This is a genomic window from Bacillus cereus (assembly GCF_025917685.1).
Lineage (GTDB): Bacteria > Bacillota > Bacilli > Bacillales > Bacillaceae_G > Bacillus_A > Bacillus_A cereus_AT.
Genome location: NZ_CP089518.1, coordinates 495999 through 519458 on the forward strand (window position 1 = coordinate 495999; position 23460 = coordinate 519458).

The following is a 23460-nucleotide window of genomic DNA, read 5'->3' on the forward strand; positions in this document are numbered from 1 at the left end:
AAGGAGACTTATATATGTTATTTACTGATGAATTGCGTAACCATGTTGGTGAGTTAGTGCAAGTTGTGACAGCTGTAGAAATTGTTGCAGGCATTCTTTTATCTGTGACGGATGGAGCAGTAAGTGTTCGTACTTCTCCTTCTTATGGACCACCGGAAGATGTACTTGTACGCATGCCTATTATTTCTTATGTTCGCTTGGAAGGGTAAGAGTGATGCAAGTATGAAAGTATCAGTTGTTATTCCAGTGCATAATGAAGCAAGTACTTTATCACAAGTTTTAGTAGAAGTGGAGAAGCTCGAGCCTTATGAAATTATCGTAGTAGATAATGGATCGACAGATGAGACAAAGGAAATAGCCGTCCAACATCATTGCCATGTAATTTATTATAAATATTCTCTTGGCAATGATGTTGGACGGGCAATTGGAGCTAGAGAAGCAAAAGGTGACATCGTATTATTTTTAGATGGTGATATCGTTATTGATAATATAGAGCTACAACGTTTTGTGAAAGGAATCCAGCAGGGGCATCAAATTGTTGTGAATAATTTAACTTGGTCTGTGTATTTAAAGGTGAGACCACATTATACGACAGTTGGAAAATGTATGTTGAATCGTTATTTGAATAAAAAAGAGCTTGTTGTCGGATCTTTAATCGCAATTCCACATGCGATGAGTAGAGAAGTTATCAAGAGGCTTGGATGGTGGAATTTAGCAGATCCAGCATTATTTCAAGCAATGGCGATGTCTAGAGGAGTAGATATTGTCGATATGGCTTCGGTCGATGTAATTCACACAAATAAAATTCGTCCTGTGCATACTGGCACATCACCTGGTTCTCCTTATCCGAAAGCGACTAGTCGTATTATGGGTGATCATTTACGTGCTTTGCAATATGTAATCGAAACATATGGTAAACGTGGCGGTTTTTCGGAGGGAAACAGGGATAGAGAGTTTATAGGGAAGTATAAACCAGCTTTATTACAAAAGGAAAAGGCGAAATATAGTGCGATTATACCAGTGTCAGAAGAAAAAATGACTATCAGATCTGTTATACAAGAAGTGAAAAAAGCAGGTGTAGATGAAATTATAGTTGTTGCGAATGGAGCAGATGATGAGACGATTAAACAAGCAAAGTTAGAGAATGTTATTGTAGTGGAATTCACGAAGGCGCTTGGACATAATGTAGCACGAGCGATAGGGGCTATGCATGCTACGGCAGATATTTGTTTATTTGTTGATGGTGACTTTGCTATTCCGGCAAAAAAACTAATTCCATTTTTGCATGCTATTGAAGACGGGAATGATGTGGCGTTAAATGATTTGCAATGTTTGTTAGATATGTTTCATCCAGCAGATCCAATTAGTATGGGGAAATATTTCGTGAATTTGGTAGCAAAACGACCAGACTTATGGAACAACTCGTTAACGGCAGTACCACATGCTATGCGTAAAAAGGTAATAGAGAAAATTGGGTATGATTCTCTTATCATTCCACCATTAGCTCAAATGAAAGCTATTTTAGAAGAGTGTTCTATTACAGCAGTGGAATTTGTAGATGTTATAAAAACAAATCGAGTACGCCCAGAGCAACATGGGTTTGTAAATGGACGTATTCCAGCATTTGACCGTATTTTTGGTGATCAGCTTGAGGCGATTGCGTATTTATTACAATATAAGGACGAACGCGGAGGATTTACAGATGGAGAGCGGGATAGAGATATAATTCAACAATTGAGAAAGGAAGAAGAAAATATAGATGGATGCTAGTAGTAAAGTAACCATTATTGGATTAGGATATGTTGGTCTTCCTTTGGCTGTCCTTTTTGCAGAAAGAGGACATGCTGTACTTGGATTAGATAAAGATACTAGGAAGATAGAATTAATAATCAAAGGAGAAAGTTATATTCCTGATGTTTCTTCTAGCGTATTACAAAATTTATTGAACGAGAGAAAATTAATAGTAAATACACCAGATAAAGGTGTTACGGAGTTCCAAAATAGTGAGTATGTTATTGTGACTGTGCCAACGCCAATTAATGAGAATAAAGAACCCGATTTAAGTGCCCTCGTTTCAGCCTCTTATTATATACAACAACACCTTAAAAAAGGACAAACCTTCATTTTTGAAAGCTCCACATATCCAGGTACACTGGAGGAAGTTATCATTCCTATTATTTCTCAAACAGGTAAAAAGGTAGGAGAAGATTATTATATTGGGTATTCTCCAGAGCGAATTGATCCAGCGAATAGCCAGTATTCAGTCGAAACAATTCCAAAAGTTATTAGTGGACAAACCGAGCAGTGTAAACAAAAAGTACAGGATTTGTATAGCACTATATTTGATGTAGTCGTTCCAGTTAGCTCTCCGAAAGTAGCCGAGATGTGTAAGCTATTTGAAAATATTCAGCGCTTAGTTAATATTTCATTAGTAAATGAGTTAAATATACTTTGTGAAAGTTTGAATATTAATTTTTATGAGGCGCTTGAAGCTGCATCTACAAAACCGTTTGGATTTACTCCGTATTGGCCAGGTCCAGGAATAGGGGGACATTGTATCCCGGTAGATCCTTTGTATTTTCAATGGAGAATAAGAAAGGCTGGAGCAATTAGTCAATTAATTGAGGCAGCACATGTAATTAATGAAGAAATGCCAGAGAAAATAATCGGGAAAGTAAAAGGTGTGATGCAATCACCAGCAACGGTTTTAATTGTAGGGATTGCATATAAGAAAGATGTAAATGATTTGAGAGAATCACCAGCGTTGCCAATTATTCAATTATTAATAAAAGAAGGATACAAGATAGAATATCATGATCCGTATATTTCTACAGCGAAAATTGGAGATACACTATATCAATCCGTCCCATTAGATGAACAAATAATTAAAGAAGCGGATTGTATTTTAATTGTAACGGATCACTCTAATATCGATTGGAATCTATTTAAAGGAATTGAGCGATTAATAGATACACGTGGAATTATAAAGAAGGTGAGTGTATGAGTAAGAAATGTTTAATTACAGGTGGGGCAGGATTTATTGGATCGCATTTAGCTGAAGAGCTGGTGAAAAGAGGTTATGTGGTCACAATCGTTGATAACTTCTATAAAGGAAAAAATAAATATCATGATGAGTTAATGAAAGAAATTCGGGTTATTCCAATAAGTGTTTTAGATAAAAATTCTATTTATGAATTAGTAAATCAACATGATGTAGTATTTCATTTAGCGGCAATTTTAGGTGTAAAAACGACAATGGAAAAGAGTATAGAGCTTATTGAAACGAATTTTGATGGAACGAGAAACATTTTACAAGCAGCGCTAAAAGGAAAGAAGAAAGTAGTCTTTGCGTCTACTTCAGAAGTATATGGTAAGGCAAAGCCACCCTTCTCTGAAGAGGGGGATCGATTATACGGGGCAACTTCTAAAATACGTTGGAGTTATGCGGTGTGTAAAACGTTAGAAGAAACATTATGTTTAGGATACGCTTTAGAAGGTTTACCTATAACGGTTGTTCGTTATTTTAATATTTATGGTCCAAGAGCGAAAGATGGTCCGTATGCAGGGGTAATCCCACGATTTATCAGTGCGGCCTTGCAAGGAGAAGACATCCTTGTATATGGAGATGGAATGCAGACGCGTTGCTTTACGCATGTAAGTGATGCGGTAGAGGCAACGATTCGAGCGATGGATGAGAAGGTAAATGGTGAGATTATTAATATAGGTTCTGAGAATGAAAAAAGTATAAAAGAAGTAGCAGAAGTAATTAAAAAGCTAACGAAATCTTCTTCAAAGATTGTCCAAGTTCCTTTCGAAGAGGTATACCCATATGGCTTTGAAGAAATTCCAAATAGAAGACCGGATGTAACGAAATTAAAAGAACTTGTGCAGTTTCAAGCGACAGTAACGTGGGAACAAGGATTGAAAGAAACTATTAAGTGGTTTCGTGAAGAAAATAATGGCTAAGTCGCTATCAATTATTATACCTGTATGTAATGAAGTGGATACGATTTCAGACGTTATTCAATCGGTAAAAGGATTAAATCCAGTAGAGATTATTGTAGTAGCAAACGGTTGTAATGATGGTACAGAAGAGGTTGCTGATCGATTAGGATGTAAAGTAATCAAGTATACAGAGTTACTAGGGAATGATGTTGGTCGTGCAGTTGGCGCAAAACACGCCATAGGTGATGTATTACTATTTATAGATGGAGATTTTGCTATTCAAACTTCAAAATTACAATTATTCCTAAATCCAATTTTACATGATCAGGCCGACATCGTTTTAAATAATTTGGACGCACTATTTTTAAAAAAACAAAAACCGCACTCTGTGACAGTATGGCGTCAAATATTAAATGCAATGTTAGAGCGTGAAGCGTTAAAAATTGATTCTTTATTATCCGTACCTCATGCGTTGACGAAAGAAGTTGTTCAAAGTATTGGATATGAATGTTTTGTTAATCCTATTGTGGCTCATTTACGCCTAGTTCAAAGTAAATGGAGAATTAGTCGTCATTGTGCAATTGATGTTATTACGCCAAATAAATTTCGGCCGACTGAGCATGCTGCGTATGGCACGGGTCTTTCTCCATCTGAAAAACGGATGATAGGTGATCATATAGAAGCTGTAGCGGAGCGGATAGTAGGCAGTGATGAGCGCGGAGGATATTATGACGGAAATAGGAAAAGAGAAAGTGTCTATCATACGTTAAGTTTCGAAGATTTTTATCAAGGATGGGGCGTTACATCTAAGTTGTATAAAGGAAAGCAATTATCGGTCATTATTCCTGTACAAGATGAAGAAAAAACGATTGGAAATGTTATAGAAGAGATTCGCAAAATTGAACCTTTTGAAATTATCGTTGTTGTAAATGGGTCGTCTGATCAAACAGTAACGATTGCAAAAGAAAAGGGAGCAACAACAATTGTATATAAAGAAGCACTTGGAAACGATGTAGGGCGTTCACTTGGAACTTATTTTGCAAAAGGGGATATTGTGTTGTTTATAGACGGTGACTTTGTTATTCCGGCTAGAGAATTATATCCTTTCGCAAAAGCTATTGCAGATGGAATGGATGTCGCATTAAATGATCTAAATCATTATTTAGATTTAAGAGTACCGCTTCATCTTGTAACTGCATTTAAATATGCATTAAATTTAGCTTGTGATAGAAAAGATCTAGGAGTAGGCTCTCTTATCGCTGTACCGAATGCGTTTAGCCGTAAGTGTTTGAAAGAAATCGGGTATAGATCTTTACTGTCACCGTGTGTAGCACAAGTGAAAGCTATTCTGTCAGGATTCGAAATTGCATGTGTAAGTCGTATAGAGGTAGATAAGATGAATCGTATTCGTCCCAATGAACATTTTGCAAAAATAGGTCATCCTCCAGCTGTTTTGCGTATTATAGGTGATCATATAGAAGGATTAGAGCAATTAATTGTATTAGAAGGCAGTCGTGGTGGATTCTATGATGGGAATAGAAAAAGAGATGTTTTAGAGTAGTAACAAAAAAAGTGTACAACATATGTACACTTTTTTGTTCTGTTATAAAAACTATAACAGATTAGGAGATAAGAGTATTACAGCTCTACAATGGGTATTGTTCTTATATTACAAAATAGGACTCGTATATAAGGATACCAAAAAAATACAATTAAGGAAAGGGTTAATTATAAAGACTTTTAAGTGAAGTTAACACTATACATATAGTAGTTTGCTCAACATTTCACAAACATGTCACAACTATTTCGTTCACTTTCGCCAAAAAGTAGTATTCTAAGTGTGTAAGCTGTTATATAAAAAATCTTAGTCCTGTACTAATCAAAAATGGAGGAGATTAGGATGACTCAAGTATTAGAAAATGTTAAAAACGCATGGGAAAACTTTAAAGGTGAAAAATGGAAAGCAGAGATTGATGTTCGCGATTTCATTTTAAATAATGTAAACGTTTACGAGGGAGAGGACTCTTTCTTAGCGGAGGCAACTGAAGCAACGAAGAAACTTTGGGATCAAGTAATGGATTTAACAACAAAGGAACGTGAAAACGGTGGCGTTCTTGATATGGATACAAAAATTGTTTCTTCTATTACATCACATGAACCAGGATATTTAAATAAAGATATTGAGAAAGTGGTCGGTTTCCAAACTGATAAACCATTTAAACGTTCTTTACAACCATATGGTGGTATTCGTATGGCGGAACAAGCTTGTGAAGCGTATGGATATGAAATGGATAAAGAACTTAGCAGTATTTTCAGAGACTGGCGTAAAACTCATAATCAAGGTGTATTTGATGCATACACACCAGAAATGAAAGCGGCTCGTAAGTCAGGTGTTATTACTGGTCTTCCAGATGCATATGGACGTGGACGTATTATCGGTGATTATCGCCGCGTAGCATTATATGGTATAGATCGTTTAATTGAAGCGAAAAAAGCTGATTTTAATTTAACTGGTGGTGTAATGAGCGAAGAGACAATGCGCTTACGCGAAGAATTATCTGAGCAAATGCGTGCACTTCAAGAGTTAAAACAGATGGCTGCTTCTCATGGATTCGATATTTCTAAGCCAGCTACAAATACACAAGAGGCTTTCCAATGGTTATACTTTGCTTATCTTGCAGCAATTAAAGAGCAAAACGGGGCAGCAATGAGTCTTGGACGTACATCTACATTCTTAGATGTTTACATTGAAAGAGATTTAGCAAATGGTACTTTAACAGAAGAAGAAGCACAAGAAATCGTGGATCATTTCATTATGAAGTTACGTCTTGTGAAATTCGCAAGAACACCTGATTATAATGAACTATTCTCTGGTGATCCAACTTGGGTAACTGAATCTATCGGTGGTATGGCGTTAGACGGTCGTCCGTTAGTAACAAAAAACTCATTCCGTTTCTTGCATACATTAGATAATTTAGGACCAGCTCCAGAACCAAACTTAACAGTTCTTTGGTCTAAACAATTACCAGAGAACTTTAAAAACTACTGTGCGAAAATGTCTATTAAAACATCAGCAATTCAATATGAAAATGATGACATTATGCGTCCTGATTACGGCGATGACTACGGTATTGCTTGTTGTGTATCTGCAATGAGAATTGGTAAACAAATGCAGTTCTTCGGAGCACGTGCAAACTTAGCGAAAGCATTACTATATGCGATTAATGGCGGTAAAGATGAAAAATCGAAAGCGCAAGTTGGTCCTGAGTATGCACCAATTGCTTCTGAAGTATTAGATTACGAAGAAGTTATGCATAAGTTTGATATGACAATGGAATGGTTAGCAGGTCTATATTTAAACACATTAAATGTTATCCACTACATGCACGATAAATATAGCTACGAACGTATTGAAATGGCGCTTCATGATACAAATGTTCTTCGTACAATGGCAACAGGTATCGCAGGATTGTCTGTAGTAGCAGACTCATTAAGTGCAATTAAATACGCAAAAGTAAAACCAGTTCGTGATGAAAATGGTATTGCAGTTGACTTCGAAATTGAGGGGGATTTCCCTAAATACGGTAACAATGATGATCGTGTAGATGAAATCGCAGTAAATCTTGTGAAAACATTTATGAACAAGATTCGCAAACATAAAACATACCGTAACTCTGTTCATACAATGTCAATCTTAACAATTACATCTAACGTCGTATACGGTAAGAAAACTGGTAACACTCCAGATGGCCGTCGTACTGGAGAACCATTTGCACCGGGTGCAAACCCAATGCATGGCCGTGATACAAAAGGTGCATTGGCGTCATTATTATCTGTAGCTAAATTACCATATGAAGATGCACAAGATGGTATTTCAAATACATTCTCTATTATTCCAAAAGCACTTGGTAAAGAAGATGATGTACAAGTACGCAACTTAGTATCTATGCTTGATGGATATGCAATAAAAGAAGGACATCACTTAAATATTAACGTATTTAATCGTGAAACATTAATGGATGCAATGGAGCACCCTGAAAAATATCCACAATTAACAATTCGTGTATCTGGTTACGCTGTTAACTTTATTAAATTAACTCGTGAACAACAAATTGATGTAATTAACCGTACAATGCATGAAAGCATGTAAGTGAAAAAAGTGTCCCTCCGCTTTTAATCTATATAGCGGAGGGGGGCTGTTTCAATAAAGGAGGAAGTAACATGGTAAAAGGAAGAATACATTCTGTAGAGTCTTGTGGTACTGTTGATGGCCCAGGGATTCGTTATGTCATATTTACACAAGGGTGTTTATTACGTTGTCAATATTGTCATAATGCTGATACGTGGGAAATCGGTAAGGGTAAAGAAATAACAGTTGAAGAAGTGATGCAGGATGTGACATGTTACCTTCCATTTATTGAAGCTTCTGGAGGCGGTATAACAGTTAGCGGTGGAGAGCCACTATTACAGCTAGACTTCTTAATTGAGTTGTTTAAAAAGTGTAAAGAAGCTGGTATCCATACAACGATCGATTCTTCTGGCGGTTGTTATTCTGAAGAACCAGAATTCCAAAATAAGCTAGATATGTTAATGGATTATACAGATTTAGTTTTATTGGATTTGAAGCATATTGATTCAAAGAAACATCGTAAATTAACAGGGAAACCAAATGAACACATTTTACAATTTGCTCGTTATTTATCGGATAAAAAGAAACCAATTTGGGTAAGACATGTATTGGTTCCTGGTGTTACCGATGGTGAAGAGGATCTGCAAAAATTATCAAGTTTTATTCAAAGTCTATCGAATGTTAAGAAAGTGGAAGTGTTGCCATATCATAAACTCGGTGTTTATAAATGGGAGGCACTTGGGCATAAGTATCCACTTGCGGATGTGAATCCACCGACAGAAGAAAATGTTGAGCATGCAAAACATATTTTAAAAGCAGTCTAATCCAAATATTGGATTAGACTTTTTGTTTCTTTATCCCGCTATTTGTGGACAGTAAACACCCGATTGGTGAAGGCTAATAATTAGCGGGGGACGAAAAACCCCCCACTGATTAAAGTTTCACTTTATAATAAAATCTAGAGTATATATTCGGAACAGAGTATACTGAAGATAGAATATCCATATTTTTGTAAAGAATAAGCGGAGAAATTTACATAATTGTAAAGGGAAATCAAAATAGTAAAAAGAATTAAGAAGTAAAAGAGTGAGTATCATGAAATATAGAACATTTGTAAGTTATTGCGAAAGCTCTTATAGGAAAGTATAATGTAAAGATATGAGCACAGATAGGATTAAGGGGTCAATCTTATATGCTTTGCATATCCACGACAGGTACATAGCTAACAGGAGAATATTGGAATCCGAGTATGTAATGTTTAAGGAAAATGTTTTTCCTATTGTCGTATATGCAATATGGAGAAACAAAAAGCTAGGAGTGGATTTGTTTGATAAAAAACCCCAAGGTTTTAATATTAACTGCACATTACGGTAACGGCCATGTGCAAGTAGCGAAAACATTAGAACAAACCTTTCGCCAAAAAGGAATCAAAGATGTAATTGTATGCGACTTGTTTGGAGAATCACATCCAGTTATAACCGATATTACAAAATATTTATATTTAAAAAGTTATACGATAGGAAAAGAATTATATCGTTTGTTTTATTATGGTGTAGAGAAAATTTATGATAAAAAAATAGCATCTTGGTATGCGAATTTTGGGAGAAAGCGTTTGAAATCGCTATTACAGGTAGAGAAACCGGATATTGTTATTAATACCTTTCCAATCATCGCTGTACCAGAATTGAAAAAGCAAATAGGTATTTCTATTCCTGTTTATAACGTATTAACGGATTTTTGCGTTCATAAAATATGGATCCATCGAGAAGTAGATCGTTATTTTGTAGCAACCGATCATGTGAAAAAAGTGATGGTTGATATTGGTGTGCCTGCAGAGCAAATTGTTGAAACAGGGATTCCGATTCGTGGTAGTTTTGAGCTAAAGATAAATCCAGAAATTATATATAATAAATATCAGTTATGTAAGGATAAAAAGATTTTACTAATTGTAGCAGGTGCTCATGGTGTGCTAGGAAGTGTAAAAGAGCTATGCCAGTCATTTATGTCAGTACCAAACTTACAAGTGGTTGTCGTTTGTGGAAAAAACGAAGCTTTAAAGCAGGATTTATTGGGGCTGCAGGAGCAAAGTTCTGATACTTTAAAAGTATTTGGTTATGTTGAAAACATTGATGAATTATTCCGTGTTACTTCTTGTATGATTACGAAGCCTGGTGGTATTACATTAAGCGAAGCAGCAGCATTACAAGTACCTGTCATTTTATATAAGCCTGTCCCAGGACAAGAAAATGAAAATGCGTTGTATTTTGAAAGAAAAGGGGCTGCAGTTGTAATCCGTGATGATAGTGAAGTTTTTGCAAAAACAGAGGCGTTATTGCAAGATGATATAAAGCTTCTCCAAATGAAAGAAGCGATGAAAAGTATTTATCGTCCTGAACCAGCTGGTCATATCGTGGATGCAATTTTGGCAGAAAATCATGCAGAGCCGAGTCGTATACCTATTAAATCACCAGCTCTTGCCGAATCTTTTACTTAATATGAAACCCCTCTTTTAAACTTTTAAAGAGGGTTTTTTTATTATTGTAACAAAAGTAAGCCTGAATTATTAACTTATCCACAAAGGATTACGCTTTCATTAGACAGTAAAATCGGAATATTAACAACTATATCCACATAGTCCACAATTTTTAGAAAATTATCCACAATTCGTGCGTTTGGTGTTTAGTTAAATAAATGAATTCGCAAAAGATTTTTGGAATTTATGCACAATTCTATGGATTTTGTGGATAAAGTTGTCCACAAAAAAGGTTCCTTATTTATAAGGAACCTTTTTTGCCAATTCATTGAAAAATCTTATACAATGAAACTGAATAATTAGGGGGGAAAACCTTCTAATTATTCAGTTTCACTTTAAATACTTTTTGAGCGATATCCCGCTGCACGATCTGCTTTTCGAAATTCTCGTTGATAAAGAACTTCTTGTGTACTAGATAATGTGTTTTTCGCTTTGTCACGTTTCTTTTTATCCATTACAAATCACCTCGTGTCTTAAAGTCACTATCTATCGTTTCCAAAGACATGGGGTGATATACATATATGTCAAACGGTTAATGATTAATTATTATTTCTAAAAATTTAGATTACGCTTCTTTTAAGTGGTGGGCGTCTTGGAATGTTGTATCTCGCATTGTAGCAAGTGTATATTGATCTTTTGGAATTTCATATAGGTTATATACTTCTTCATTTGCGTTAATTTCATCATAAACGGCTTTTCTTGTTTCATTTGCTAGATTTACATATTGTAGTTTTTCGGCAGCTTTAATAGAACGAATATTTATTTTGCGAATACGCATAAAAATTGTTTCAATATCTAATTCGTAGAAAAGTTCGCTAAAAAATGAATCTTTCGCCAATTTATTATAGCCTTTGCCATGGTATGGTTTTCCAAGCCATGTTCCAAGGAATCCGGCTTTTTCTTGCACATCAAATAAGGTAATTGTTCCGATAGGGTTACCCCATTCATCTAAAATTGTGCGTGAAATTAATTCCCCACGCTCTTCAGCTTCAATCGTTTGTTTCGTTAAAAATAAATATTCCTCATAAGAATAAGCCTTTTGACGCACAAAAGGGAAGACAGCTGGATCCACCATTAATTCGTATAGAACGTGGCTGTCGTGTAAGTCGCGTTTTTTCAACACACTAACTCCTCCTCACACGAGGGTAGCATGACGAAAAAGCACCCCACCCTCGAAATTTTTATATCAATCTTTAAAAAATTTCGGGGTGGGAATCGAACCCACTAGAACCAGTTTATAACGCTGGTGGCGCACCATTTGCCTTCCCCATTCATCAATTTGAAAATGATAATCACGACACAAATTGATTATGGTTTCATTCAGTTTATAATCGTATAATACTTTATCTAGTCAAAAAAATAAACTAGTTTTTTTTATTTTTTTTGTAAATTATTTTCCCATCAATCATAGTTAGTACAGGCTTGGCTAAATAATGGAAAGGATGATGTGTCCATAACACGAGATCGGCGTCTTTTCCAACCTCAATGCTTCCAATTCTATCCTCTAAACGTAAATTTCGCGCTGGAAATATAGTGATTCCTTCCAATGCAGTTTTCTCGTCTAATCCTTCCCTTACTGCGACAGCAGCACAAACATTTAAATATTGAATGGGTGTATAGGGATGATCTGTTGTTATAGAAACTTCCACTCCATTTTTTGATAATATATGGTAAGTATCCCATGTTTTGTTTTTTAGTTCGATTTTAGAACGGCGTGTAAGAGTGGGGCCAACTGAAACCTTCAAATTGTGTTTCGAAAGCTCTTCAACAATAAAGTGTCCTTCTGTACAATGCTCAATACGTAAATCAAGATTGAATTCTGTTGCAAAGCGTAAAGCAGAACTAATATCGTCAGCACGGTGAGCGTGAATACGTACCGGTATTTCGCGGCGTAGTGCTTTTAAAATAGGAAGCATTCGAAAATCTGCTTCATGCCCGTAGTGCTGTGCTTCATAGAATGATTCGCGAAGTACCCCCATAATCCCCATACGTGTTATGGATTCTTTTGTTCCATTACTATGGATCTTTTTGGGATTTTCTCCAAAGGCAATTTTTAAACCAGCAGGTTCTTGAATAATCATGTGATCAATACAAGTTCCAGCAGTTTTTATTACACAAGTAGTACCGCCGATAATATTTTGACTCCCAGGCATAACGTGAACAGTTGTGATCCCGTTTTGTACAGCGTCTTGAAATGCAATATCAAAAGGATGGATTCCGTCTAAAGAGCGGATATGTGGTGTTGAAACTTCAGATGTTTCATTTGCATCATTGCCAGCCCAACCAGTGCCTTCATCATAGAGACCAAGGTGAGTATGGACATCAATAAATCCAGGTAAGAGATGAAGGGCTCGTGCATCTATAACGGTCATATCTTGAGTAGGCTGAATAGAAGGTTTGACCTCAGCAATTCGTTCTCCTATAACAAGTACATCCCCTTGAAATTTTTGAGATGTAATAGGATATACAATGGCTTGTTTGAGCAATATTTTCATAGGTACCTCATTTCTGTTACTTTACAATGTTAATGGAATTTAAGAAAAAGTAACTGAAAGGTTATTTGTGCAGTAATGCTCTGGATCCTAGAAAATGAAAGTTTTGAAAGGGGACCCCCTTGTAAAGCTGTGTTTTAGAAGTACTACATTGTATGCGAAAGTATATTTTGTAATGCATGGTTTACTGTCGGAAATGTGTATTGGTACCCATGTTCAATTGCTTTAATAGGTAATACATGTTGCCCTTCTAGTACAAGTATACTCATCTCACCCAATAAAGCGTGAAGCATAAATGAAGGGACAGGTAACCAATGAGGCTTTCCCATTATAGTTGCAATGGTTTCTCCAAATTCCTTCATTCGTATAGGTAGGGGGGCTGTAATATTAAGAGGACCATCAATTTCTTCTTTGTGTATGATGAAGTCAATCATGCGAACGACATCGTCTATATGAATCCATGATAACCATTGGTTTCCAGATCCAATTGTACCTCCGATATAGAATCGATAGGGAAGTAGCATTTTTGGAAGAGCTCCTCCGTCGGCACCTAATACGACTCCGAATCTTGAGTAGATTGTTCTTATTCCAAGAGAATGTGCTTTAGATGATTCTTGCTCCCATAAAAATACTGTTTCTGCTAAAAAGTCATTTCCTGGAATTTCTTGTTGCTCGGTAAAAGACTCTGTTTCAGATGTTCCGTAGTATCCAATAGCGCTTGCGTTAATAAATGTGTGTGGTTTTGTACCAAGTGCTTGCAATTGTTTAATGAGTCCTTTTGTTGTTTGAATTCTACTGTTTAAAATTGCTGCTTTTTGTTTCTTTGTCCATCTACCATTAATAGACTCTCCAGCTAGATTAATAACTACATCGATAGAAGAGAGGGGGAAGGTCTGTAAATCCGGTGTCCATTGTACGTATTGAAGGTTAGTGTGTGAAGTTTTAGTAGTTTTTTTTCGAGTGAGAATGTAAACAGTATATCCTTTTTGAATAAAAAAACTAGAAAGGTATTTGCCGATAAAGCCAGAGCCACCAGAAATTGCGATTTTCACAATCATTTCCTCCTCATTATATATATTCTTGAAAAACAAAAATGTTTCTCGACTATGTTAAAATAGTAGAGAGGTGAGAGTATGGCTGTCATTACAAAAATAGAAGTGCAAAAACGATCGAAAGAACGATTTAATATTTATATTGATAAAGGTCAAGGTGAAGAGTACGGATTTAGTGTGGATCAAGTAATCTTAATGAAACACGGATTACAAAAAGGCTTAGAAATTGATGAAATAGCGTTAGGAAATATTTTGTACAATGAAGAGGTACAAAAAGCATATTTACAAGCAATCTCCTATTTATCCTATCAAATGAGAACAAAACAAGAAATAGAAGATTTTTTACGAAAAAAAGAAGTGGGACAGGCCATCATCTCTGAAGTCGTTTCGAAATTATTACATGACCGATATATTAATGATAAAGAGTACGCCATTTTATATACGCGAACGCAAAGTAATGTGAATCGAAAAGGTCCAACTGTTATAAAGAGAGAGCTGTTAAATAAAGGTGTTCAGGATCTAATCATTACACATAGTTTACAAGAGTATCCAAAGGAGAAGCAAATTGAAAATGCTTTGGTTCTTATAGAAAAGAAGAAAAGATCTTATCAAAAACATTCTTTTTTACAAATGAAGCTAAAGTTAGACGAAATGCTTGTGCGTAAAGGATATTCTAGAGATGTGATTCAAATTTGTCTAGAAGAATTGAAAGACGAAAAAGATGACGAACAGCAACAAGAAGCGTTACACTATCATGGGAATAAATATTATGAGAAATATAAGAAGTATGATGGATGGATATTCGAAAATAAGATGAAACAAGCGTTATATCGAAAAGGATTCTCTATTGATGAGATAGAGATATTTTTACAAATGAAACGTGAAGAGGGATGAGGAGAATAATAAAATGAATATGCCAAAACGCTACAGTGAAATGACAACGCATGAGCTTAGAGAAGAAATTGGGGCTTTGAAGGAGCAAGCAGTAAAGGCTGAGCAACTTGGAATTGTAAATGAATTCGATGTGTTAATGAGAAAGATGGCCATGGCCCGTGCTTACATGACTGATATAAATAAATTCCATATTGGTGAGACATATGAATTAGTAGAAGAACCTGGTGTATTATTTAAAATCACGTACTTCAATGGGGTATTTGCTTGGGGTTATAAGCAAAATGATAATGAAGAGATTGGGATACCAATTTCCTTGTTGCAAGAAAAATAAAAACCAGAGAGCGAATATCTCTCTGGTTTTCATCTTTGGTAGGCGTTAAAGGAGATAGGAGATTCTAAAATTGGCGTTTTTTACATTCATTGGCCAATATAATGAGAGACTGGGTTTGTTGCGTCTGTCCGTTAACTTGCGCTTTCGCATGTTTCGGACGAGTCCACGTATGGTTAAATAATTCAGAACGACTATCTAAACGATCACGGTAGCTCATCTTTATCACCTCGTGTAGGAAGTTAATTTTTTAGGTTGTACCTGTATTACTCTTCCTGCTGATTTGCAGCACGCATACGTTCTTGTGGGTGCGTGTTAATTGTGCCGTTAGGTCGTTTCGAAGCGAAGCGTGATTTCGCTTTCGGCTGACCATCGATTTTGCTGTTGTTTTTTGACTCAGACCAAAATTCGGCTTGTTTACCCATTGCGAACGCCCTCCTCATCATCAGTTGATACCTCTTTAAGAAGTATCACTTATAGAATGTGCAAAATAGAAGAAACTATCCTTTAGAAATGAAGGTATAAATAGGTAAAAGGAGATTAGAACATGAATGATATTTATGAAGCATTAACGAAAGAATTATTAGACAAGAATGACAAGCTTTCTTATGGACAAGCTCGTGCGTGGGTTGAATTACTGTGGGAAGATTTTCAAACAACTTATGCGAAATCGGGTCGTTATCAAGGTGAGGAAATGACTGAGCAAGTAGTACGAACATGGATTAATAATCATGGAGCGCGTCTTCATGAAATGCGTACAAATAATCCGAAGTATAGCCATTTAATCAATCAAGAAGATCATTTGAAACATTAAAAAAAAGCGACTTAAGTCGCTTTTTTTAATGTGGAAGCAATTCTAATTTCTTTCGAAGTTTTTCTTCGCTGAAAATCCATCCCGTATATGAATTAATAATATTTAAATTTTGATCGAGTTGAACGATTGCGACGAATGGATAATAATCTTTGCTTCGATACCGCAAATCAATGAACCGAACTTCATAATAGTTATCATAATCGAAAATATCCCAGCGATATACAGGTGAAAAAGATAAGAAAGCAGATATATTTTCATCTCGCACAGCAGCCTGCATAATGGCAGTATTCGGGAATGGTACGCGATCAAATTTATCGTATACGAGAATGTTACCGCGGTGCCATCTTGCGACGTAGTAATGTTCCGTTGTAACGACGGCTAAATGATAATGGTAAAATTTATAAGAAGGAGAAATAATTACTTTCTCTACATTTTTGAAACGTTTGTATACTACACTTTTAATATTTCGATGCATCATAACGCGGCCGATGTAGTAAACAAACATTAATATATACGCTGCTAAAGCAGTATATCCTTTATGTGATCCGACAAGCATACAAGCAATCGCAAGTATATGGATAAAGAAAATGACAGTATCGAACGTATTAATTATGCCAAGTGCTACCCATTTTTTGGTGAAGGGCCTTAATGCCTGTGTACCATAGGCATTGAAAATATCCACAAAGACATGAAGAAAGACGGCAATAAATGACCAAAGTAGTAGATGCAGATATGGAGCGTCTGAAAAGAAGGCGAACGAGATGCCGCTTATAAGGAATGACCAAAGAATTACTGCAGGAATGGAATGAGTAATCCCGCGATGATTTCTTATATATTTAGCGTTATTACGCAATTTTAAAACTGTATCGATATCAGGAATATTGGAACCAGCAATTGTTGCAAGCATCACTGCTTGAGGCCCAATATCACTTTGTGCTATGGTTGGATCTAATGTTGCCAAACTGCCTAGAGTAACGCCCATAACAAGGTGAGTGGCTGTGTCCATAGAAATCCACCTCCGTTTTTTATTAATGTAACTCTTTTTATTCGATACCTCAAGTCCTTTGCCTTCTATTTCCTATGTCATCTTACTTAAATTTTTTCCTAAAATCTTTATAATAGTACGTATATGCAAAAAAATGAGGAGGATCAAGTTTGACACTTGAAATATTAAATAAGTTTAACATAGAGCAGTTTCAAAATGATTTAATTGGTTGGTTTGAAAAAGAACAACGTGATTTACCGTGGCGAAAAAATAAAGATCCATACCGTGTTTGGGTTTCGGAAATTATGTTACAGCAAACAAGGGTGGAAGCTGTAAAACCATATTACGCAAATTTTATGGGGAAGTTTCCTACGCTTGAAGCGTTAGCAAATGCCGATGATGAAGAAGTATTAAAAGCATGGGAAGGCTTAGGGTATTACTCTAGAGCACGAAATTTACATGCAGCAGTAAAGGAAGTAAAAGAAGTATACGGCGGGGAAGTACCGAGCGATGTAAAGAAAATCGAAAAACTAAAAGGAGTGGGACCATATACAAAAGGTGCCATTTTAAGCATTGCATACGGTATACCAGAGCCGGCGGTTGATGGAAACGTTATGCGCGTATTATCTCGTATTTTATCAGTGTGGGATGATATTGCAAAACCAAAAACTAGAAAAGTGTTTGAAGAGATTGTGCGTGAAATTATTTCGGCTAAAAATCCATCTTATTTTAATCAAGGTTTGATGGAATTAGGAGCATTAATTTGTATACCGAAAAATCCATCTTGCTTACTTTGTCCTGTACGTGAACATTGCAGGGGATATGCTGAAGGCGTTCAAAAGGAGTTACCAGTAAAAAGTAAAGCGAAGGCTCCTACGATGGTACCGATTGTTGCAGGGGTGCTTCAAACGGAAGATGGTCGTTACGTCATTAATAAACGTCCAAGTACCGGATTATTAGCTAACATGTGGGAGTTTCCGAATGCCGAACTTGGCGAAGGGATTCGGAATCAGAAGGAACAGCTTACAGATTATATGAAAGAAAAATTTGAGCTTTCGATTTCTATTGAAGAATACGCAATGAATGTGCAACATACGTTTACACATCGCACTTGGGATATATTCGTATTTTACGGAAAAGTAACCGGTGATATTGTTGAAACAGATACATTGAAATTTGTATCAAAAGAAGCATTTGAGCAGTTACCTTTCTCGAAATCGCATCGTACAATTTACGAAAATTGTGTGGAGAAAATTACAATGCAATAAAGTGAAACTTTAATCAGTGGGGGTTTTCTTCATCCCCCACTGATTATTAGCCCGCCCCCAACCTAACGTCTTTGCTTTCGCTGCATTTTGAGGGGAGGGTCTTACTGCCCGGCGAATAGCGGGATAAATGAAAAAAACGTGTTCTAGAACTTTGGAACACGTTTTTTTATTGGGGGAAATTTGTATTTCGAGGCTAAAAATCCATGCTTTTATAATCCGCCACGTGACTCAATTTCTTTCACAATTTCTTTATAAATTGTTTGTCCCTCTACATTTAGATAAGGCATAATTTGCTGAAATGAATGATGAAAATGAGCTAATTCATCCTTGTTCCATTCATTTTTGGAAATCATAGTTAGCTCAGTCATATCACGTCCAGTATACATCTTCCCACCTCCATCATATGTAGTTTGAATGAGTGATAAGAGATATATTCGTGAATTTTTTAAAAGAAAATTAAGGATAATTTCTAAATGAATTGGTTACATTATTGGTTGTGGAGGTGAGAAAGATGAGTAAAAAACAACAAGGTTATAATAAGGCAACTTCTGGTGCTAGCATTCAAAGTACAAATGCTAGCTATGGTACAGAGTTTGCAACTGAAACGAATGTACAAGCAGTAAAACAAGCGAACGCACAATCAGAGGCACAGAAAGCACAAGCTTCTGCTGCTCAAAGTGCAAATGCTAGTTATGGTACAGAGTTTGCAACTGAAACAGATGTGCATGCAGTGAAAAAACAAAATGCACAATCAGCTGCAAAGCAATCACAATCTTCTAGCTCAAATCAGTAATGATGGAAAAACACTTCTCCGTTCGAGAGAAGTGTTTTCTATGTGTGCGGGTCATTGTAATGAAAATAAAGGGAACGACATAACTTCTAATAAGTCAACAAATGTAGTCAAAGGAGAAAGAAGTGCGCGATTAGAAATATGTAATAGGAATTATAACTGGTGAATGAATTTAAAAGGGGGTAAGTGATGAACGATTTTGATAAGTTGGTAGGAGAGCAGTTGGAAACGATGGATGAGCTTTTAAAGTTACAATCCCATTTAGAGAAGTATCAGCAAATTGAAATGAGTGAAAGGGATACGTGCGATAAAAAAGAATTGCATTTTATCCGTCAAGAAATATATAGAACAGAAATAGCATTAAAACTTTTACATGAAAAATTTGAACAGCAAACGAATAATGTGATTCAATCTTTTGAAACAGAAAAAATAATTTCAAATTAAGGGTGAGATATGTTGTCGATTTTAGGTGAAAAGTCCTTTCTTAAACAGAGGTGAGGGGGCTTTTCTTTTTGTTATATCTTCGTTTGATCTTCTAAAATATGTATTGCTAATTCATAGGAAAAGTTCCTTTGTTAAAAGGGTTGGTGATATGGTATTCAATAATACAAACTTTATTATATTCCTCATGAAAACAAGTGCCCTATCGCTTTAGTTTTAAAATTTTGACAAAAAAGTTATAATAGAAAAAAAGTGAATGCAGTTCAAGGGGTAGTTAAGACAACTTAAGAAAAGCATTTGCGGTTGAAAGAAGGGAGCATATATGGGATTTCCCAAAGAAGGAGAAAAGGTACAAATACATAGTTATAAACATAATGGCTCCATTCATAGAATGTGGGAAGAGACAACAATTTTAAAAGGGACGCAGAGCCTTGTGATCGGAGCAAATGATCGTACAGTAGTTACGGAATCAGATGGTCGAACATGGATTACTCGCGAACCTGCGATTTGTTACTTCCATGCTAATTATTGGTTTAATGTGATTGGAATGCTGAGAGAAGAAGGAGTATATTATTATTGTAATTTAAGTTCTCCTTTTGCATATGACTCTGAAGCATTAAAGTATATTGATTACGACTTAGACATTAAAGTGTATCCAGATATGACATATACACTTTTAGATGAAGATGAGTATGAAAAGCATAGTCAGATCATGCAGTATCCGCCTGTTATTGATACAATTTTAAAACGAAATGTAGCACATTTAACACAGTGGATTCATCAAAGAAAAGGTCCATTTGCACCGGATTTCGTAGATATGTGGTACGAAAGATATTTAATGTACAGAAATTAAAACAAACCTGCAGGGGATTCCCCGGCAGGTTTGTCCTATTAGAGGGGGGATTATGTGCAAGATATAAAAAGATATTTACAATTTGTTAAACCATATCGATGGCTCATTGCTATTACAATTATTATTGGTCTTGTTAAGTTCGGTATCCCGCTTATTATGCCATGGTTATTAAAGTATATTATTGATGATGTTATTCAAGGCACAGCCTCACTTCAAGAAAAAACGTCGCAATTAATAACCGCAATTGGGATTGCTTTTTTTATCTTTGCGGTATTAAGACCACCGATAGAATATTATCGTCAATATTTCGCGCAACGTATCGCCAATACAATACTATACGATTTACGAAAACATATTTTTGGACACTTACAAAAATTGAGCTTACGTTATTATTCGAACACAAAAACAGGGGAGATTATTTCACGTGTAATCCATGATGTAGAACAAACGAAGGATTTTGTAATTACCGGTCTTATGAATGTCTGGTTAGATACTGCAACAATTGTTATTGCCATTATCGTTATGTTTTCTATGAATATAAAATTAACCTTTGTTGCTTTATTAATCTTACCTATTTATGTAGTTGCAGTGAAATATTTTTTCGGACGCCTTCGAAAATTGACGAAAGAGCGCTCGCAAGCTTTAGCAACGATGCAAGGATATTTACATGAACGTATTCAAGGGATGCAAGTGACACGTAGCTTTGCATTAGAAGAGTATGAAAGAGGACAGTTTGAAAAGAGAAATAATGAATTTTTAACGAAAGCACTAACACATACAAGTTGGACGGCGAGAACGTTTTCGGCAGTGAATACGTTAACGGATTTAGGGCCGTTACTCGTTATTGGTTTTGCAGCGTATGAGGTAGTTCAAGGATCATTAACACTGGGGACTATGGTGGCCTTTGTTGGATATATGGATAGTTTATATAGTCCGCTTCGTCGCCTCGTTAATTCATCTACAACATTAACACAATCTTTCGCCTCAATGGATCGAGTGTTTGAACTGTTAGATGAAAAATACGATATTGTTAATGTGCCAAATGCGGTGCAAACGAAAAGGCTAGATGGAGAAATTATATTTGATAATGTTTCTTTTCGTTATAATGCGGGTGAAAAAGAAATATTGCATAATCTGTCATTAACTATGCTGCCAGGAGAGAAGGTTGCGCTTGTAGGGGCAAGTGGTGGAGGAAAGTCATCGATCGCCAGTTTAATCCCGCGTTTTTATGATGTTTCTGAAGGAGCAGTTTATATAGACGGGATAGATGTAAGAAAGTATGATATGAGAAATTTACGTAGTAATATTGGAATTGTACTGCAAGATAATTTGTTATTTAGTGATACAATCGGGGCAAATATTTTATATGGAAATCCGAAAGCTACAAAGGCGGAAGTAATTTCAGCTGCTAAAGCTGCACAAATTCATAATTTTATTACAGAGTTGCCAGGCGGCTATGATACTGTTGTTGGGGAACGCGGTGTGAAATTATCCGGTGGACAAAGACAGCGTGTAGCAATCGCACGGGTTTTTCTAAAGAATCCGTCTTTACTTATATTAGATGAAGCAACTTCAGCTCTAGATTTAGAGAATGAACGATATATTCAAGAGGCACTTCAAACGTTAGCTGCAGATCGAACGACAATTATTATTGCACATCGATTAGCGACGATTACGCATGTCGATACAATTATTTATGTTGAAGATGGTGAAATAAAAGAAAAGGGTTCCCATGAAGAGTTAATGAAAAAAAGGGGATTTTATTACGATTTATATCAACTTCAGCATATAACAGAAACAGCTCCTTTAGCTTAAAAGGAGCTGTTTTTTATTCGTCTTCTTTTTTATCATCGATTCTGAGTTCTGTTTCTGGTTTATGGTATGTGTAGAAGCTATCTACAAGTAAATCTAAATGCTCTACTTCTTCACTATAGTTAATAATGGCAGAAATAAGAGGGAAGAGGTGTAGCCATGTTTTATACGCTTCCTCATCGTCCTTGTTTTGATAATCCATAAAGATATCAATTAACTCTTGTTTACCTGTTTCAACTTCATCAAGCATCTCAACGGATTGTTGTTTCTTTGCTTTACCAATAAATTTTAATAGCACTTGTTCGTGATAATGCGTTAATGAATCAAGTTCGTTTTGAATAGATTCCTGAAATTCTTCTGGCATATAGCGTAGTTCATTTTCAGTACGATGTAATGACTTTAACGTACTTAAAGCACGGCTTGTTGTCGCTAACATTTGTCTGAATAAAACGAGCTTACGAATTTTTGCAAACTTTACTTTTTTCGTGTAGCTTCTTTCTTCTTTATACAGCAAATAGTAATGGTTTAGTTTGATCATTTTTTCTTTCATACGATCAATATCAGTTTTTAACGTTGTGAAATCAGAAGCTTGCCTACTGTTCATACGAATCCATTTAACAATTTCCTCTGTATTATCAACGATGCGATGGTAAAGTTTTGTTTCATATTTTGGCGGCATAAATACTAAATTTACAAGCGAAGCCGCAATAATTCCAATCATAATCGTCGCAAATCGAAGTAAGGCAAAATTAAAGAAATCTTCGCCTTGATACTCCATAATGGCGATAACTGTTACTAAAGCGATTGATATTGTGTTTTCTAAACGTAATTGTAAAGTAAGAGCAATTACTAATATACACGTTAATCCAATAATAAAAGGATTATGTCCAAAAGCAGTAGCAAATACGATAGCGAATACCGCACCAATTACGTTTGCTTGAATTTGCTCAAGAGCTGTTAAATACGAGCGATATACAGACGGTTGCACAGCGAATATAGCTGAGATTCCCGCAAATACTGGACTCGGTAATTGAAGTAAAATACAAGCAAATAAAGCTAATGTGATGGCAATACCCGTTTTTAAAATGCGAGCACCAAGTTTCATACCCTTATTGATATCCTTT

The 23460-nt window shown here is 35.8% G+C and carries 25 protein-coding genes; 16 read left to right on the forward strand and 9 right to left on the reverse strand.

The features are described from left to right. The first annotated feature begins 14 nt into the window (after positions 1-14). The 8 genes from LUS72_RS02520 to LUS72_RS02555 all read left to right on the forward strand — a co-directional run bounded on the left by LUS72_RS02520 (position 15) and on the right by LUS72_RS02555 (position 10568). Complete coding sequence (locus LUS72_RS02520; protein WP_097828896.1) at positions 15-209, forward strand: hypothetical protein; 195 nt, start codon at positions 15-17, stop codon at positions 207-209. Next, a complete protein-coding gene (locus tag LUS72_RS02525) occupies positions 160-1770 on the forward strand; it encodes a glycosyltransferase family 2 protein (RefSeq protein ID WP_141533326.1) in 1611 nt (536 codons plus the stop codon). Before LUS72_RS02520 ends, LUS72_RS02525 begins: the two co-directional genes overlap by 50 nt. Continuing rightward, positions 1760-3004: a nucleotide sugar dehydrogenase gene (locus LUS72_RS02530; protein ID WP_097828894.1), complete on the forward strand. Its 1245-nt coding sequence runs from the start codon at positions 1760-1762 to the stop codon at positions 3002-3004. The genes LUS72_RS02525 and LUS72_RS02530 overlap by 11 nt, the downstream gene beginning before the upstream one ends. Further along, on the forward strand, positions 3001-3966 hold the full coding sequence (locus tag LUS72_RS02535) for an NAD-dependent epimerase/dehydratase family protein (RefSeq protein WP_097828893.1): 966 nt from the start codon (positions 3001-3003) through the stop codon (positions 3964-3966). Before LUS72_RS02530 ends, LUS72_RS02535 begins: the two co-directional genes overlap by 4 nt. Next, on the forward strand, positions 3959-5506 hold the full coding sequence (locus LUS72_RS02540; RefSeq protein WP_141533327.1) for a glycosyltransferase family 2 protein: 1548 nt from the start codon (positions 3959-3961) through the stop codon (positions 5504-5506). Before LUS72_RS02535 ends, LUS72_RS02540 begins: the two co-directional genes overlap by 8 nt. A 339-nt stretch (positions 5507-5845) precedes the next feature. After that, positions 5846-8095: a formate C-acetyltransferase gene (pflB, locus tag LUS72_RS02545; RefSeq protein ID WP_097828891.1), complete on the forward strand. Its 2250-nt coding sequence runs from the start codon at positions 5846-5848 to the stop codon at positions 8093-8095. Positions 8096-8166: 71 nt separating this feature from the next. Then, on the forward strand, positions 8167-8898 hold the full coding sequence (gene pflA, locus LUS72_RS02550; RefSeq protein ID WP_097828890.1) for a pyruvate formate-lyase-activating protein: 732 nt from the start codon (positions 8167-8169) through the stop codon (positions 8896-8898). Positions 8899-9401: 503 nt separating this feature from the next. Continuing rightward, positions 9402-10568: a diglucosyl diacylglycerol synthase gene (locus LUS72_RS02555; RefSeq protein ID WP_097828889.1), complete on the forward strand. Its 1167-nt coding sequence runs from the start codon at positions 9402-9404 to the stop codon at positions 10566-10568. 374 nt (positions 10569-10942) lie between these two features. On the opposite strand, the gene LUS72_RS02560 is transcribed toward LUS72_RS02555, so the two are convergent. From LUS72_RS02560 to LUS72_RS02575, 4 genes are all read right to left on the reverse strand, one after another. Next, on the reverse strand, positions 10943-11062 hold the full coding sequence (locus LUS72_RS02560) for a YfhE family protein (RefSeq protein WP_000358484.1): 120 nt from the start codon (positions 11060-11062) through the stop codon (positions 10943-10945). 110 nt (positions 11063-11172) lie between these two features. Beyond that, positions 11173-11730 carry a GNAT family N-acetyltransferase gene (locus tag LUS72_RS02565; protein WP_000914736.1) on the reverse strand — a complete coding sequence of 186 codons (558 nt, stop codon included), beginning with the start codon at positions 11728-11730 and terminating at the stop codon, positions 11173-11175. A gap of 241 nt (positions 11731-11971) precedes the next feature. Next, entirely contained in the window at positions 11972-13102 is a 1131-nt protein-coding gene (locus LUS72_RS02570) for an amidohydrolase (RefSeq protein WP_070140777.1), read from the reverse strand. Positions 13103-13245: 143 nt separating this feature from the next. Continuing rightward, positions 13246-14151: a TIGR01777 family oxidoreductase gene (locus tag LUS72_RS02575; protein ID WP_098361681.1), complete on the reverse strand. Its 906-nt coding sequence runs from the start codon at positions 14149-14151 to the stop codon at positions 13246-13248. An 81-nt stretch (positions 14152-14232) separates the two neighbouring features. Between LUS72_RS02575 and recX the strand changes: the two genes are divergently transcribed. Continuing rightward, the gene (gene recX, locus LUS72_RS02580) at positions 14233-15045 is read left to right on the forward strand and encodes a recombination regulator RecX (protein WP_097828887.1); all 813 of its coding nucleotides are present in this window, start codon (positions 14233-14235) and stop codon (positions 15043-15045) included. A 13-nt stretch (positions 15046-15058) separates the two neighbouring features. Next, on the forward strand, positions 15059-15376 hold the full coding sequence (locus LUS72_RS02585; protein ID WP_071745392.1) for a YfhH family protein: 318 nt from the start codon (positions 15059-15061) through the stop codon (positions 15374-15376). A 64-nt stretch (positions 15377-15440) separates the two neighbouring features. Here the strand turns inward: LUS72_RS02585 and LUS72_RS02590 are convergent, their stop codons facing one another. Next, positions 15441-15593 (reverse strand): YpzG family protein, encoded by a 153-nt coding sequence (locus LUS72_RS02590; protein ID WP_000122093.1) that lies wholly within the window; start codon positions 15591-15593, stop codon positions 15441-15443. A gap of 46 nt (positions 15594-15639) precedes the next feature. Next, positions 15640-15798, reverse strand: a complete 159-nt coding sequence (locus LUS72_RS02595) for a small, acid-soluble spore protein K (RefSeq protein ID WP_000517891.1) — start codon at positions 15796-15798, stop codon at positions 15640-15642. A gap of 122 nt (positions 15799-15920) precedes the next feature. On the opposite strand from LUS72_RS02595, the gene LUS72_RS02600 reads away from it, so the two are divergent. Further along, positions 15921-16187, forward strand: coding sequence for a YfhJ family protein (locus LUS72_RS02600; protein ID WP_000998161.1), 267 nt, complete (start codon positions 15921-15923; stop codon positions 16185-16187). Positions 16188-16212: 25 nt separating this feature from the next. Here LUS72_RS02600 and LUS72_RS02605 read toward each other — a convergent pair whose 3' ends face one another. After that, positions 16213-17193, reverse strand: a complete 981-nt coding sequence (locus tag LUS72_RS02605) for a metal-dependent hydrolase (RefSeq protein WP_097828886.1) — start codon at positions 17191-17193, stop codon at positions 16213-16215. 149 nt (positions 17194-17342) lie between these two features. Here LUS72_RS02605 and mutY point away from each other — a divergent pair, with 149 nt between their 5' ends. Beyond that, positions 17343-18440, forward strand: a complete 1098-nt coding sequence (gene mutY, locus LUS72_RS02610) for an A/G-specific adenine glycosylase (protein ID WP_097828885.1) — start codon at positions 17343-17345, stop codon at positions 18438-18440. A 209-nt stretch (positions 18441-18649) separates the two neighbouring features. On the opposite strand, the gene LUS72_RS02615 is transcribed toward mutY, so the two are convergent. Further along, positions 18650-18826 carry a hypothetical protein gene (locus tag LUS72_RS02615; protein ID WP_002094743.1) on the reverse strand — a complete coding sequence of 59 codons (177 nt, stop codon included), beginning with the start codon at positions 18824-18826 and terminating at the stop codon, positions 18650-18652. Between the two features lie 125 nt (positions 18827-18951). On the opposite strand from LUS72_RS02615, the gene LUS72_RS02620 reads away from it, so the two are divergent. The 4 genes from LUS72_RS02620 (at position 18952) to LUS72_RS02635 (ending at position 22339) form a co-directional block, all read left to right on the forward strand. Continuing rightward, entirely contained in the window at positions 18952-19233 is a 282-nt protein-coding gene (locus LUS72_RS02620) for a gamma-type small acid-soluble spore protein (protein ID WP_000039043.1), read from the forward strand. A 186-nt stretch (positions 19234-19419) separates the two neighbouring features. Continuing rightward, entirely contained in the window at positions 19420-19674 is a 255-nt protein-coding gene (locus LUS72_RS02625; RefSeq protein WP_000997589.1) for a YgaB family protein, read from the forward strand. Positions 19675-19993: 319 nt separating this feature from the next. Continuing rightward, entirely contained in the window at positions 19994-20524 is a 531-nt protein-coding gene (locus LUS72_RS02630; RefSeq protein WP_000506627.1) for a nucleoside tri-diphosphate phosphatase, read from the forward strand. Positions 20525-20578: 54 nt separating this feature from the next. Further along, entirely contained in the window at positions 20579-22339 is a 1761-nt protein-coding gene (locus LUS72_RS02635; RefSeq protein WP_097828884.1) for an ABC transporter ATP-binding protein, read from the forward strand. 13 nt (positions 22340-22352) lie between these two features. Here LUS72_RS02635 and LUS72_RS02640 read toward each other — a convergent pair whose 3' ends face one another. Then, entirely contained in the window at positions 22353-23441 is a 1089-nt protein-coding gene (locus LUS72_RS02640; RefSeq protein ID WP_097828883.1) for an aromatic acid exporter family protein, read from the reverse strand. Positions 23442-23460 lie beyond the last annotated feature (19 nt).